The sequence below is a fragment of the Sphaerochaeta sp. PS genome (assembly GCF_032144095.1).
GTDB lineage: Bacteria > Spirochaetota > Spirochaetia > Sphaerochaetales > Sphaerochaetaceae > Sphaerochaeta.
On record NZ_JAVSNJ010000022.1, the window covers coordinates 20,953 to 34,398 of the forward strand.

A 13,446-nucleotide genomic window follows, 5' to 3' on the forward strand; every position below is an offset into this window, starting at 1 on the left:
TTCCGTTATTCCAAGATATTGGTATGTCAGTGTAGGAAGCTTGGGTTATTCCTCTCCAATCAGATAGAGGGTATCGGAACAGCTATCTGTCTGAGAGTTTTTACATCTCGTTTTTTGCCATCATTGTGCTTCGCTGGTTCTCCAGGCTACAGAGAGGCTAGAGTCCTATCCTGATCGAGAGGTGAAGAATCCCCTTTCCTATATTTGCTCATGTGATCGCTGCATAATTGGTACCTGACAAGTAATGGAAAGAATTTGCATGCAGCGTTAATGTATTGTCCACTTGGTATCCTCAGAACTATGAGTTCAGCTTACAAAGGTGAAGTGGTTGGAAACGGTCAAAGGATTGCCATGACAAGATAGGGATGTCAATTGTGCATGCATCAATAGTTACAATATACTTGCAATTATTGCTATAGGTTTTATATTTAATTATTACTATATTAATATTGTATATATATTGTTTTAAGCTATTTTGATAGTATATACACGTAGGTAAAGTAAATGTATGAAATTTTTTATTGTTTTAATATAATTATACTAATCTTAAAACTGTTTATGATATCAGTCTTTAGGTATATTACTATAATTTTTATATTTTAATTATATAATTTACTACTATATATGTATGGGATATTAGTGACATTCCTTTTCTATATGTTAAATAACTATTATTGTTATACTGTTTTTATATTTTAATTATATAGTTTCTTTCTATATATGTATTGGATATTAGTGACATACCTTTTCTGCCTATTAAATAAATACAATTATTGTACTATTTTTATATAGTTATAATAATAATGCCATGTCTTAATCATAGCATAATGATTGTAAGACATGGCATATCGTATTGCTTTGTCAAGTAGCTTTCTTGCCTATAGGGTCTCGCAATATCCTGCAATTACATCCCGAAGCATGTAGGCACTGTCCTTGGGGATCCGTTGTTGTGTTTCATAGTCGACATAAACGATACCAAAACGGCGGCTATAGCCCCAGGCCCATTCAAAATTGTCCATAAATGACCAGATAAAGTATCCCTTGAGATGTATGCCCTCATCTATTGCCTGTTTGCAGATAGCCAAATGTTTGAGTATGTAGTCACATCTGAACAGGTCATGGACTCTTGCATCGACCACTTCATCATCAGAAGCACAACCATTCTCGGTGATGTACAAAGGAAGGTTTGGGTCAAAGCCTTGTATGTAATGGAGGATCCTCAACAACCCGAATGGGGTTACAGGCCAGCCTTGGTTGGTGACAGGCTGCCAAACAGGAACGTCCCGGTTCTTTCCCTGTTTGGTCTCATCATATACTACAGCGCCTTCCTGATAGTAGTTTATACCCAAGAAGTCTATCTTTTCTCCGATAATGGCCATATCCCCATCTTCAATCGGATAGGAAATACCCATACCCTCAGTAACGAGCTTCGGGTATCCCTGGTTGAACAAGGGCAGGAGGAATACGTCAGTATTGAAGGCTCTTGCATATTCGCTTGCAAGGATGTCCTCCGGCTTCCTAGAGGCCGGTCTTGGTGCTATCGGGTTGAGGGTTGTCCCGATCGGAGCGGCAAGGCCTGTTTTCCTGTAGGACTGCAATGCAAGCCCATGGGCAAGATTGAGATGGTGGACAGCCCTGTTTGCTTGCTTAGCATCCTTGATACCAGGAGCATGCTCTCCTGTCAGATATCCAAGATAGGCTGCACAGAAGGGCTCGTTTAGCGTGATCCAACGGTCAACATAGGGTCCCAGATGGTTGAAGCATGCCTCTGCATAGTTCTGGAAATCATACGCTGTCTGCCGGTTTGTCCAGCCTCCCCTATCCTGCAATACCTGTGGAAGGTCCCAATGGTAGAGTGTGGCGACAACCTCCAGGCCCTGTTTTTTCAGCTCTTTGCTCAACCGGATATAGTAGTCAACCCCAGCCATGTTAACTTCACCGGTGCCATCAGGCATGATCCTTGGCCAAGCGAGGGAAAACCGGTAGGCCTGAAAATTCAGGTCAGCCATGAGCTTAACATCCTCTACATACCGGTGGTACTGGTCAGAAGCAATGGTGCCATCGTCACCGTTCATCACCGCACCAGGGACCTTGGAGAAGGTATCCCAGATACTTTGCTTACGTCCATCAGCATCTACGGCACCCTCCACCTGATAGCTCGCTGTTGCACACCCCCACAAGAAATCATCTTCAAAATGTATCTGTCGCATTACTTCCAATCCTTATATTATATCCCCGAAACATCTACAGCAAGCTACAGAGAGCATCACTATCCTTACCAGGTGGGTCATAATACCATGCACATGGCAGTCACTCAACCATATGTAAAAATTTGAACAAAGTTGTTTCAGTGAACAAATTTACTATAACATACTATTGCTTATCTAGCAAAACAGGTAAATTTGATATAAGTTTAATACTATTTTTACAGCAATTCCATAGCAATTAAGTGCCAACGCAAATCTACAGGATCGGCAAAGAGATAGGAATTGATCCCGAGATCGGAAGCGGCCTCGCAGTTTTCCGGATAATCATCAACAAAGAGAACCTCCGACGGCTGTACGCCCTCAAAGGAGAGTATCTTCTCAAAGAATGCCCTATCTGGTTTGGCTTCCTTCAGGGTCAGAGAGGCATATACCTCATCGAACAGATCATACTGGCCAGCCTTGCGGTGATACAGATAGTGAGCCTCCTCGGTATTTGTAGCACATACCACACGGTAGCCTGCACTTTTCAACTCTTCAATGATGGCTACTACATAGGGGTCCAGCTCAGGCCTGAAATACTTGCCCCACAGTGACCCCGTATGGGGAGGTATCGCGATGCCTGTCCTCAGGGAGAATTGCTCCCATACTTCCTGCTCGTCGATTCGTGCCTTGCTGTGTTCAGCCAGGAGGGATGGAAGCGTGGGGTCGACTGAAGAGAAGGAATAATGACCCACGATTCCAAAATCCTCGAGAAGCTGCCGTTCCATGGTGGAATCTGTATGTTTTGCAACAACCCCACCCATATCAAACATACAAAGACGAATCGTATTTTCCATAGGGAAATCATAGCATAAGCCCTTCGGATACTTCTAGTGCTTTTACACATTTCAAAAATAGGATATTCTCTAAGGAACCAAGGAGTATAACCACCATATGAGCCCATTTTTCCCACCAGAGTACAAGCCTACCATGAGCCAGATTCAGACCGAACGGGCGATCAAGTACATCAAGGATACCTTTGAACGAGAACTCTCTGCCGGACTTAAGCTTAGCCGGGTAACCAGCCCCCTCTTTGTCCCCCGAGGTTCAGGTATCAATGACGACCTCAATGGGATCGAGCGTCCTGTCCGCTTTGCGATAGGGAATCTGGACAATATGGAGATGGAGATCGTCCAGTCACTTGCCAAGTGGAAAAGGCTCGCATTGGCCAATATGGGATTCAAGGTCAACTCCGGCCTCTATACCGACATGAATGCAATCAGGCCCGACGACGATATCGATGCGATCCACTCCCTCTATGTCGACCAGTGGGACTGGGAACTGGTCATCGGAAACCATGACAGGAATGTGGAATTCCTCAAGAGGATCGTCAAGAAAATCTATTCAGCCCTGAAACGGACAGAATTCCTGGTCAGCGAGATGTTCCCTCACTGCACACCGACCTTGCCTGACCATATTACCTTCATCTATTCCGAGGATGCGCAAAAGCTCTACCCTGAGCTGACACCCCAACAGAGGGAGCATGCCCTTGCCGAAAAGTATGGTGCAATCTTCCTTATCGGGATAGGGTCCCCTCTCGCCGATGGCATCAGCCAGGGAGGAAGAGCACCTGACTATGATGACTGGTCCACTGCCAGCGACGAAGAGCATACTGGCCTCAACGGGGACATCATTGTATGGGATTCCATCCGGCAGGACTCCATCGAGCTCTCGTCCATGGGTATCCGAGTCGATATTGAAACCTTGCTCAGGCAGCTGGAGATTCGCAACTGCCCGGAGCGCGCTGAACTTTACTGGCACCAGAGGCTTCTCAAGGGAGAGCTCCCGCAGACCATTGGTGGAGGTATCGGGCAGAGCCGCCTGTGCATGGTATTGCTCCACAAGGCCCACATCGGGGAGGTCCAGGCATCTGTATGGCCACAGGAAGTGCTGGATGCAGCAAAGAGACAGAACATCGTTCTTATGTAGGAGGTGCAATGAAACTTATCAGTTGGAATGTCAACGGCTTACGTGCCTGTCAGAAAAAGGGCTTTGAGGAGTATCTGGACCAAAGCAATGCAGATATCTTCTGTCTGCAGGAAACAAAGCTGCAGCAGGACCAGATAGATCTGGATATTCCTGCCTACCACACCTACTGGAGCTTTGCCGAAAAGAAGGGCTACTCAGGTACTGCACTCTTCACCAAAGTAAAACCCCTCTCAGTCGAGACAGGCATTGGCCATCCTCTCGACAGTGAAGGCAGGGTGGTCACCGCTGAGTTTGAGGATTTCTTTGTCGTGTGTTGCTACACCCCCAACAGCCAGGATGGGCTTGCACGCCTATCTGTCAGGTTGGACTGGGATGAAGCCTTCAGGGCCTATGTATCAGAGCTCAACGAGATCAAGGGTGTACTGATCTGTGGGGACCTCAACGTAGCCCACAAGAGCATAGACCTGAAGAACCCCAAGGCAAACGAGAAGAACGCCGGCTACTCCATAGAGGAGCGGGAGAGCTTCTCCCGTCTGCTTGAGGCTGGCTTCACGGACTCCTTCAGGCACCTGTATCCACAGCGGACCGAAACCTATTCCTGGTGGTCCTACCGTTTCAACGCAAGGGCAAACAACGCAGGGTGGCGTATCGATTACTGGCTACTGAGCGACCATCTCAAGGATAGGATCGAGGAAAGCTCAATCGATGCAGAGATCCTGGGAAGCGACCATGCCCCTGTCGTCCTCACCCTTAGCGACTGATCGGTATTTCCAGCCCACCAGTAACGAAAAAGCCTGAGGTCACACTGACTTCAGGCTTTTTCTTGTGTAGTCTTCCCAAACAGCACGCGTTGAGGATCCCCTAAGGGCTATTTGAGCAGATAGTGAGGAATCTCACCTCTATTCTCAAACACTTTCCTCATCTGGGTATCGTGGATCTTCTTGCACATCCTTACTGAGAGCGGAGTGACCTCCACCAGCTCATCATCCTTGATGAACTGGATGGCCTGCTCCAGGGAGAGCTTGGAGATCGGAACAAGAATTATAGCCTCATCATGACCTGAAGCCCTCATGTTTGACATCTTCTTGGTCCTGGTTGGATTGAGGGTAAGGTCAAGGTCCCTATTCCTTTCCCCAACGATCTGACCTTCATAGACAGGGTCCCCAGGAAGAATGAAGAGTCTGCCCCTATCCTCCAGCTGCCACAGGGCATAGGCAACAGCCACACCTGCACGGTCGCTGATGAGAGATCCGCTGAAGCGATCCGGGAAATCACCCTTGTAAGGCTCGTAGCCTTTCATGAAGGTGTTCATGATCCCCAACCCTCGGGTATCGGTCAGAAACTCATCATGGTAGCCGATGAGACCACGTGCAGGAATCTCAAACTTCATCTTGACCCGTCCGGTCCCTGTGTAGGTAATGTCACTCATCAGGGCCTTTCGCCTGGCAAGCTTGTCCATGACCTGGCCGCTGTACTCTTCAGGGCAGTCTACAGAGAGGTATTCGATGGGCTCGGTCTTCCTGCCTTGTTCGTCAACCTTGAAGATGGTGCGTGGACGGCCGACACAGAGTTCAAACCCCTCACGGCGCATCTGTTCCACGATGATTGCCATCTGGAACTCGCCCCTTCCCTTTACGGTAAAGCTATCATCAGGGTTCTTCTCAACCCTAATGGAGACGTTGCGAAGGGACTCCTTCTGCAGCCTCTCCCAAATCTTTGCTGAGGCAATGACCGAACCTTCCTTGCCGGAAAGCGGGCTGATGTTCTTGGAAAAGTACATTGCAACAGTCGGTTCGTCGATGCTGATCCTAGGCAGGGCCTTGGGGTGGGAGTTGTTACAGATCGTATCACCAATGGAGACATCCTCTACCCCAGCGAGGACTATGATATCCCCACTTGCAACATCGGTAGCATCATGGAAAGTCGGGCCATCATACGCCTGGAGCTTGGTAACCCTCAGGCTGCGCAGTACTCCACCTTCCTTGACACAGACCAGGGAATCATACATGCTCGCCCTTCCGTTTATGATCTTGCCGATGGCAAGACGACCAAGGAAATCGCTGTATGAGAGATCGCTTACCAACATCTGGAAAGGTTCCTCGTCATCATAGGTAGGGGCTGGTATGTAGTCGATGAGGCAGTCCATGAGCTGGTGCAGGTTGGCATCCAGGTTTTGGGGATTCATGCCACACTGCCCATTCTTTCCAATGGCGTAGAATACCGGCACTTCAAGCATCTTTTCATCGTTGCTCAGTTCAAGCAGCAGGTCATAGACCTCATTGAGAACCTCTTCGCTCCGGGCATCCTGGCGGTCAACCTTATTGATGAGGATAATCGGTGTACGATTCAGCTTCAGGGCTTTTTCCAGGACAAATCGGGTCTGGGGAAGTGGTCCTTCTGCAGCATCGACAAGCAAGACAACGCCATCGACCATGGAGAGACCTCGCTCGACCTCACCACCAAAGTCAGCGTGTCCAGGGGTGTCGATGATGTTGATTTTTACCCCTTTCCAGTTGATGGCACAGTTTTTGGCGCTGATGGTAATTCCACGTTCTCTTTCGATGGTACCGCTATCCATAATTCGGTCTTGGTTGTCTCGGGAAACCAATCCGCTCTGCTTGAACAAGGCATCTACCAAGGTAGTCTTGCCATGGTCGACGTGAGCGATGATGGCTATGTTCCTAATATGCTTATTTTGTTTAATCATCAATAATTCCTTAGACAACAGTGTATCATAAAACCCCAATTGTATTTAATAGGTCTGGACATTCTTCAGCCTTTTCTTTCCAACAAAAAATTTGATGAGAATCAGGGTAAACATGCAGACCAAAGCGAAGCTTATCGTGGCAAGCCCCCCTACTATTCCAGAACCCTGTGCCACAGCACCCACCACGATCGGCATGATGATGGCCCCAAGGGTTGCGGTTGCAATGCAAGTACCCATTGCAACAGTAGATGCATTGAATTTGGGATTCATGGTAGAGAGTACCGTTGGGTAGGTCCCGCTCATGGCAAGACCAAAGCCAAAGATGCTGGCATAGATGAGGATATAGTTCGTTGCGCTGATCATCAGCAGGAAGAATACCACCTGGAAGAATCCAAGCAACACCAGAAGCAGGTTCCTGTTCATCTTGGTCGAGATGGAGGCACACAAGAGTCTTCCGATGAGGATGAAGACCCAGAGGGCTGAACTGGTCGTCTGGGCAAGGGAGGGGCTGAGGATACCGGAATCAGTGAAATAGGTAACCAGCCAACCGATGATGGATGCCTCGCTACAGAGATAGAAGAACAGGATCGAGGTATTGAGCCAGAAGCTCTTGCTCTTCATGAAACCGGTACCGGCATCCTTCTTCTTCTCCATGCTCTTTCCCGACAGGGATGATCGGGCAAAGAAAAACAGGACAAGCACTTCCAGGACCACTACTGTCCATGCGCTGATCCTCCAGTAGACCCCAAAGACGGCAGTGGACAGGATCGCCAAAAATGGTGCAAGGAAAGCACCGACGGCAAACGATGCATGCAAAAGATTCAGCGACGCAGTCTTGTTCTCAGCTACCTCACTCATCACCACATTGCAAATATTGCTTGTGGTCCCCCGCCCTACACCGGTAAGGAGGAAGGCAAGCAGAAGAAACAGGGGGTTTGCAGTCAGTGTCATGAGCAAGAACCCCAGGACCATCCCTAATGAGAGGGTGATGGTGCTCTTCTTTCTGCCTATCAGGTAGGGAAGGAAACCCGAGATTAGCAGTGCACAGAAATTTCCGATCTGATGGGCTGAGATGATGGCCCCACTGAGTACATAACTCATGTTGTACTCAGCCTTCATGAAGGGAAGGATGGCACCTATGAGGGTGCTCATGAGACCGCTGGTGAAGAAGGCGAAATATACGGTATACATCAAGGGAGCATCGTCCTTCTTGACACGAAGGACCTTAGCGATTGATGGCATGAGGGAACTCCTGAAAGATTATGATAAAGACAGGCAAGGGTAGGGACGAAAGTCCCTACCCCTATGTAATACAATTATTTGCGAAGAATGTCCACTAGGGGTAATCTTTACAGGAGCCTGCCGTTCACGATACGGAGTGCCAAATCTTCCAGTTTCTCCTCGATGGTTCGTATGACTGCCAGAAAGTGTGCATCATCCTGGCCTGTAGGATCATCTAGCCCCCAGTCCTCCCGATGGCTGCATGCCAAAGTTGGACAATCGACGGCGCAACCCATCGTCACCACGATGTCAACCGGTGGCAGGGCCCCAATGAGCTTTGGATACTGGCTCTCTTCCATATCGAGGCAATAGAGTTCCCGCACAAGCCTGACCGCATCGCCGTTGATAGCTTTTTTCAGGCTGGTGCCTGCAGAGTAGGAGGCAAAGACATCCTTGTGATGGAGCTTTCCCAAGGCCTCTGCTATCTGGCTTCTGCAGGAGTTGTGCACACAGATGAAGGCAACCTTTGGCCTGGGCCCCTTCATGCCAGTCCCCTTGCCTTCTTGAGCAAGACCACAACCTCATCCTTTGAGAGAACCTTTCCAGATGAAACGACAACTTCATCTACCACAAGGGCTGGGGTAGTCATCACACCGTAGCCGGCTATCTTGACGAAATCAGTCACATGCTCGATGGAGCCATCCATGGAGAGTTCTGCCAAAGCCTGTTTCGTATTTGCCTCAAGCTGGTTGCAGCTTGCACAGCCAGATCCCAGCACTTTTACCGCAGACGGACTCTCCTTGCCCTGAACTTCTTCACCCTTTTTTTGTTTCTTACCCAATCCAAACAGTGCCATAGTGCTTTCTCCTCCATTTCTCAGACAAACAGATACCCAAATGCATTGAACAGGTACCCAATGAGTACGATCCCTACCACAACTATCAAAAAGAACACGCCAAGCAGCTTAGGCTTCACCGCCTTGCGCAGCATCACCAGAGACGGAAGGGAGAGTGCCGTTACCCCCATCATGAAGGAGAGGATCGTCCCTACCCCCACCCCTTTCGCCCAGAGGGCCTCTGCTATGGGGATGGTGCCGAAGATATCCGCATACATGGGGATACCGACAACAGTCGCCAGCAACACCGAGAAGGGGTTATGCTTGCCCAGGACAAACAGTATTGCAGACGAGGGGATCCAGTTGTGGATGGCAGCTCCTATACCGACACCTGCAATGACATACCAGAATACTTTCTTCACGGTAAACTGAACCTGGCTCCAGGCATAGGCTATCCTATCCTGCCGCGTCAGATGCTCATCCTCTCCATCAACAGGCTTGATGCTGAGGATGAAGGGTTCCACCTGACCTTCCAGATGCATCCTCTCGATGAGGCTTCCCCCAAGGACAGCAAGGACCAACCCCACCAACACATAGGCAACGGCGATCTTCCCCCCAAAGATGCTTGTAAGCAGAACCAAGGACCCTAGGTCAACCAGGGGGGAGGAGATGAGGAACGAGAAGGAGACCCCCAGGGGAAGCCCTGCACTGGTAAAGCCGATGAACAGCGGGATGGACGAACACGAGCAGAAGGGAGTGACGGTCCCAAGCAGGGCCGAAAGGATATTTGCCTTGATGCCAGTATACCTACCGAGGATCTTCTTGGTCCGTTGGGGAGGAAAGTAGCTCTGGATATAGGAAATGATGAAAATAAGGAACGAGAGCAAGGCAAATATCTTGATGGTGTCATAAAGGAAGAACTGGAGGCTCGCCCCAACCCTTGCTTCGGTGTCCATCCCCAGGGAAGTCAGCAAGGAGCCCATGAGGGCATTCAGCCAATGCATCGACAGCATCTGGTTCTGAAAGAAATCCCAGACTACAGACATACGCAAACCCCCTTATCCTTCGTGCAGGAGAGGGTATGCACAAACTCCTTGAACTGCTGGAGGGTCGGGCAGTTAATGGAGTAATAGGACCATTTTCCATCCTTGCGTACCTCCACAAGCCTGGCTTCGGTCAGGGTTTTCATGTGGTGGGAGAGCGTAGGCTGTGTTATGGAAAAGCGTTTGAGCAGTTCGCAGGCACACTGCTCCCCCCCTGTAAGCAGGGTGACTATCTCCAGGCGGTTACGATCGCCAAGGGCCTTACAAATCTGTACATACTGGTCAATGTCCATGGACACCTCTCATATTGATTTCTATCTATGTATATTACCAACACAGATAGATCCCTGTCAATATATTCAGAGAAATGAGTCCTTTTTTTCGCCTTCCCTACACCGGTATGCCCCACCCCATAGCATCGGTAGACAAAAAAATCCTTCTGGAAGGGAAAAACAGAACAGGGCCGAAAGCACTTGTGCCTTCGGCCCCCATTATACTCAGATGCTACAGTTTTTACTGTATGGCCTTGCCGTAGTAGGCAGCCTCAAAGATCATCCTGATGTCTGCTACAGTGGGTGTTCCTGGATTGGTAAGGGTACAGGGATCCTCGAAGGCGTGCTGGCTCATCCTGTCCAATACAGCGAGGAACTTGTCTTCGGAGAAATCCACTTCGGTGCAATCCTTGAAGGTAAGGGGGATGTCCATCGACCTGTTCAGACGCTGGATCTCCTCGGAGATGTTCTTGATACCGAGCATCTTCTCCGCATAGGCGTACTTGGAGGAGCTCCTTCGGTTGTAGGCGATGATATAGGGAAGCAAGATTGCATTTGAAAGGCCGTGGGTGACGCCAAACTCTCCACCAATCTTATGTGCCATGGAGTGGACAAGGCCAAGGGAGGCGTTGGTGAAAGCCATGCCGGCAAGGGCTGAGGCCTCGTGCATCTTCTCTCTTGCAACAAGGTTTTTGGGTTCCTTATATGCAGTAGGAAGGTTCTCCAGGACCAGCTTGATGGCCTCGATGGCATAGGGGTCGGTGAAGGAAGTTGCTGCAATGGAGGCGACTGCCTCTACTGCGTGGGCCATGACATCCATGCCGGTGTTTGCCGTGATGTGCTTAGGCATGGTCATGGGCAGGCTTGGGTCGAGGATTGCAATATCCGGAACCATGTCAGCGGCAACGATCGGGTACTTTATGTGTGATTGGGTATCGGTGATGACAGAGAAAGCAGTAATTTCAGAGGCGGTACCACTGGTTGAGGGAATGGCTATGAAACGGGCCTTGTTCCGCAAGGAAGGCATGGAACCTGGTTCAATGATATCCTCAAAACTCAGCTCAGGGTGCTCGTAGAAACACCACATGACCTTTGCTGCATCGAGGGCCGAACCGCCACCGATAGCCACGATCCAATCAGGTCCAAACTCCTGCATCTGTTTTGCGCCACGCAAGACGGTTTCAACCGATGGGTTGGGTTCAACACCATCAATGAGGATGGATGAGATGCCAGCCTTCTTCAGCAAGGCCTCAGCCTGGTCAAGAAAACCAAACTTCTTCATGGAACTGCCACCAGTGACCAAGGCTGCCTTTTTCCCTTTCAACAAGGCAAGCTTCTCTAGTGCACCTTCTCCATAGTAGATTGTTCTTGGAATCGAAAAACTCATAACGCTCATGTCTGTCTCCTCGTGATTACCCTAATGGGAATTGAGATGGGCCAAACAGGAAATGGAGCCTGGCTCACTCTTATAGCCTCTAATATATCGATATTTTTTGAACTATTTAATAGCTTTTAGAAAGTTTTTTCCAATTCTCCAAAATTTTTTACTTAAATCAAAATTGTTACATATTAAAATGTAAATTATTCCGTTTTTTATCATATTAATATTCTATTTAATGCTTTTCACTGTTTCTAATTCACATTATAAAGAGGTTTTTTTATTTACGGATGAATTACTACATCGAATCCCCCAACATTCCCTCTGTGGCCCCTAGCCTTACTGTTTTGCTTGCAAGGTTGGGGACAATGGGGCACTATGATGGTGAGGCAACCATGCAAAAACAAGAAAGTCGGCTCTACTCTATCGGTGAGGCATACCAGGCTTTGGTTGTGCTGTTCCGGTCCATACGCCATGTTCGGAAAGCCAAAAAAAAAGGCCTGATAGACAGGCTGTTCATGGAAAGGATCATGCTGGCAGTAACCCAGGTCAATGTATGTCCCCTCTGCTCGTACGCCCATACCCGAATGGCATTGGAGATGGGCATGGCTTCCCAGGACATCAAGCAGTTGCTCTCAGGTGAACTTGAGCAGGTACCTGATGATCAGCTCAAGGCCATCATGTTCAGCCAACACTATGCAGAAACAAAAGGAAGACCTACCAGAAAGGCTTGGGATGAAATAGTGCTGGAGTATGGGGATTGTGCCGCCAAGGGAATTCTCGGATCGGCAAGGATCATCATGGTAGGAAACATCTGGGGTGTGGTGCTGGGCCTGCTGCAACGGAGGATCAGTGATCATTCCAAGGATACAAGAAGCAGCCTGGGGTATGAGTTGCTGCTCACTTTTTCCATCCTTCCGTTCCTGCCCCTAGCAGCCCTGCACTCCATCGTTGCCTCGCTAGTTGGCACTCCCCTGCTCAGGTTCTCTGGGGAATAGAAGGCCCTATTGCAGCAAGGCCTCAACCACGATCCAAAGGCCGGATAATCCAACGAACAGGTAGACGATTCTCTTCAGGATATGGGAAGGAATCTTGTCAAAGAGCTTTAGGCCAAAGAACGTGCCCAGTCCAATGACTACCCATCCTAGGGGGATAAGGTAGAGCTGCTCCACTACCAGAGCCCCGTTGAGCGTCCTGATGACAATGCTTTCCAAGTTGCAAAAGAAGAAATACGCCTGGATGGTTGCAAGGTACTCCAGCTTTCCCGGCAAGGCGGGAAGCAGATAGAGGGCCACTGGTGGGCCTCCAATACCAAAGAGACCATTGCCAAACCCCGCAAGGGTGCCCATCAAAAGCCCATTGCATGCCTTTGCCTGAATATGGATGGATTGGGAGAATATGCTGAAATAGAGGGCGATCAGGACAAGGGAGATTCCCAGCACGATGACAAGCTTTCCCTGCTCTACCTTCAGGCTGAACAGAGTTACAAAAGCAGCTACGGCCAATGAGGCAAAAAGCAAGGGAAACAGGGCCTTCCACTGGATCTTGTTCCAATACTTGGCCGTCAGGTACCCAGTGCTTGCCATTGCGATGAGTTGTGTCAAGGTTACTGCTGTCGAGAAGGGAAAGAATCGGGGAAAGAGTATCATTGCTACGATAGGAAACCCAAACCCTATGTTAGCCTGCAGAAAGGCTCCCACAAAGACACAGGACAAGACGATTATCACACTACCCATTAGATCCTCTTTCAAGCCAGTGTACCACAGTAATACTGTCAATGCGGAAAAGAGGAAAAAAATGGTGTTGTCTGGACAA

13 protein-coding genes are annotated in these 13,446 nt (G+C 49.0%); 3 read left to right on the forward strand and 10 right to left on the reverse strand.

The window, feature by feature from the left end:
• Positions 1-878 precede the first annotated feature (878 nt).
• Complete coding sequence (locus ROJ03_RS12755; RefSeq protein ID WP_313727450.1) at positions 879-2,210, reverse strand: GH1 family beta-glucosidase; 1,332 nt, start codon at positions 2,208-2,210, stop codon at positions 879-881.
• Between the two features lie 215 nt (positions 2,211-2,425).
• The gene (locus ROJ03_RS12760) at positions 2,426-3,043 is read right to left on the reverse strand and encodes an HAD family phosphatase (RefSeq protein ID WP_313727451.1); all 618 of its coding nucleotides are present in this window, start codon (positions 3,041-3,043) and stop codon (positions 2,426-2,428) included.
• A 97-nt stretch (positions 3,044-3,140) separates the two neighbouring features.
• Here ROJ03_RS12760 and asnA point away from each other — a divergent pair, with 97 nt between their 5' ends.
• The gene (asnA, locus tag ROJ03_RS12765) at positions 3,141-4,175 is read left to right on the forward strand and encodes an aspartate--ammonia ligase (protein WP_313727452.1); all 1,035 of its coding nucleotides are present in this window, start codon (positions 3,141-3,143) and stop codon (positions 4,173-4,175) included.
• A gap of 8 nt (positions 4,176-4,183) precedes the next feature.
• Positions 4,184-4,936 (forward strand): exodeoxyribonuclease III, encoded by a 753-nt coding sequence (locus ROJ03_RS12770; RefSeq protein ID WP_313727453.1) that lies wholly within the window; start codon positions 4,184-4,186, stop codon positions 4,934-4,936.
• 107 nt (positions 4,937-5,043) lie between these two features.
• Here ROJ03_RS12770 and typA read toward each other — a convergent pair whose 3' ends face one another.
• From typA to ROJ03_RS12805, 7 genes are all read right to left on the reverse strand, one after another.
• The gene (gene typA / locus ROJ03_RS12775) at positions 5,044-6,882 is read right to left on the reverse strand and encodes a translational GTPase TypA (protein ID WP_313727454.1); all 1,839 of its coding nucleotides are present in this window, start codon (positions 6,880-6,882) and stop codon (positions 5,044-5,046) included.
• 45 nt (positions 6,883-6,927) lie between these two features.
• Positions 6,928-8,124, reverse strand: coding sequence for an MFS transporter (locus ROJ03_RS12780; RefSeq protein WP_313727455.1), 1,197 nt, complete (start codon positions 8,122-8,124; stop codon positions 6,928-6,930).
• A 107-nt stretch (positions 8,125-8,231) separates the two neighbouring features.
• Complete coding sequence (locus ROJ03_RS12785) at positions 8,232-8,648, reverse strand: arsenate reductase ArsC (protein ID WP_313727456.1); 417 nt, start codon at positions 8,646-8,648, stop codon at positions 8,232-8,234.
• The gene (locus tag ROJ03_RS12790) at positions 8,645-8,959 is read right to left on the reverse strand and encodes a thioredoxin family protein (protein WP_313727457.1); all 315 of its coding nucleotides are present in this window, start codon (positions 8,957-8,959) and stop codon (positions 8,645-8,647) included. Before ROJ03_RS12790 ends, ROJ03_RS12785 begins: the two co-directional genes overlap by 4 nt.
• A 20-nt stretch (positions 8,960-8,979) precedes the next feature.
• Entirely contained in the window at positions 8,980-9,984 is a 1,005-nt protein-coding gene (locus ROJ03_RS12795; protein ID WP_313727458.1) for a permease, read from the reverse strand.
• The gene (locus tag ROJ03_RS12800; RefSeq protein WP_313727459.1) at positions 9,975-10,274 is read right to left on the reverse strand and encodes a metalloregulator ArsR/SmtB family transcription factor; all 300 of its coding nucleotides are present in this window, start codon (positions 10,272-10,274) and stop codon (positions 9,975-9,977) included. The genes ROJ03_RS12795 and ROJ03_RS12800 overlap by 10 nt, the downstream gene beginning before the upstream one ends.
• Before the next feature lie 220 nt (positions 10,275-10,494).
• On the reverse strand, positions 10,495-11,649 hold the full coding sequence (locus ROJ03_RS12805; RefSeq protein ID WP_313727460.1) for an iron-containing alcohol dehydrogenase: 1,155 nt from the start codon (positions 11,647-11,649) through the stop codon (positions 10,495-10,497).
• Between the two features lie 272 nt (positions 11,650-11,921).
• Between ROJ03_RS12805 and ROJ03_RS12810 the strand changes: the two genes are divergently transcribed.
• Positions 11,922-12,629, forward strand: a complete 708-nt coding sequence (locus ROJ03_RS12810; protein WP_313727461.1) for a carboxymuconolactone decarboxylase family protein — start codon at positions 11,922-11,924, stop codon at positions 12,627-12,629.
• Between the two features lie 6 nt (positions 12,630-12,635).
• On the opposite strand, the gene ROJ03_RS12815 is transcribed toward ROJ03_RS12810, so the two are convergent.
• Positions 12,636-13,367, reverse strand: coding sequence for a sulfite exporter TauE/SafE family protein (locus tag ROJ03_RS12815; RefSeq protein WP_313727462.1), 732 nt, complete (start codon positions 13,365-13,367; stop codon positions 12,636-12,638).
• Positions 13,368-13,446 lie beyond the last annotated feature (79 nt).

Excerpts from the sequence above, each read along its gene's own strand:
- ROJ03_RS12755 (WP_313727450.1), bottom strand. The coding sequence starts at position 2,210 with ATGCGACAGATACATTTTGAAGATGATTTCTTGTGGGGGTGTGCAACA.
- ROJ03_RS12760 (WP_313727451.1), bottom strand. The coding sequence starts at position 3,043 with ATGGAAAATACGATTCGTCTTTGTATGTTTGATATGGGTGGGGTTGTT.
- asnA (WP_313727452.1), top strand. The coding sequence starts at position 3,141 with ATGAGCCCATTTTTCCCACCAGAGTACAAGCCTACCATGAGCCAGATT.
- ROJ03_RS12770 (WP_313727453.1), top strand. The coding sequence starts at position 4,184 with ATGAAACTTATCAGTTGGAATGTCAACGGCTTACGTGCCTGTCAGAAA.
- typA (WP_313727454.1), bottom strand. The coding sequence starts at position 6,882 with ATGATTAAACAAAATAAGCATATTAGGAACATAGCCATCATCGCTCAC.
- ROJ03_RS12780 (WP_313727455.1), bottom strand. The coding sequence starts at position 8,124 with ATGCCATCAATCGCTAAGGTCCTTCGTGTCAAGAAGGACGATGCTCCC.
- ROJ03_RS12785 (WP_313727456.1), bottom strand. The coding sequence starts at position 8,648 with ATGAAGGGGCCCAGGCCAAAGGTTGCCTTCATCTGTGTGCACAACTCC.
- ROJ03_RS12790 (WP_313727457.1), bottom strand. The coding sequence starts at position 8,959 with ATGGCACTGTTTGGATTGGGTAAGAAACAAAAAAAGGGTGAAGAAGTT.
- ROJ03_RS12795 (WP_313727458.1), bottom strand. The coding sequence starts at position 9,984 with ATGTCTGTAGTCTGGGATTTCTTTCAGAACCAGATGCTGTCGATGCAT.
- ROJ03_RS12800 (WP_313727459.1), bottom strand. The coding sequence starts at position 10,274 with ATGGACATTGACCAGTATGTACAGATTTGTAAGGCCCTTGGCGATCGT.
- ROJ03_RS12805 (WP_313727460.1), bottom strand. The coding sequence starts at position 11,649 with ATGAGCGTTATGAGTTTTTCGATTCCAAGAACAATCTACTATGGAGAA.
- ROJ03_RS12810 (WP_313727461.1), top strand. The coding sequence starts at position 11,922 with ATGAATTACTACATCGAATCCCCCAACATTCCCTCTGTGGCCCCTAGC.
- ROJ03_RS12815 (WP_313727462.1), bottom strand. The coding sequence starts at position 13,367 with ATGGGTAGTGTGATAATCGTCTTGTCCTGTGTCTTTGTGGGAGCCTTT.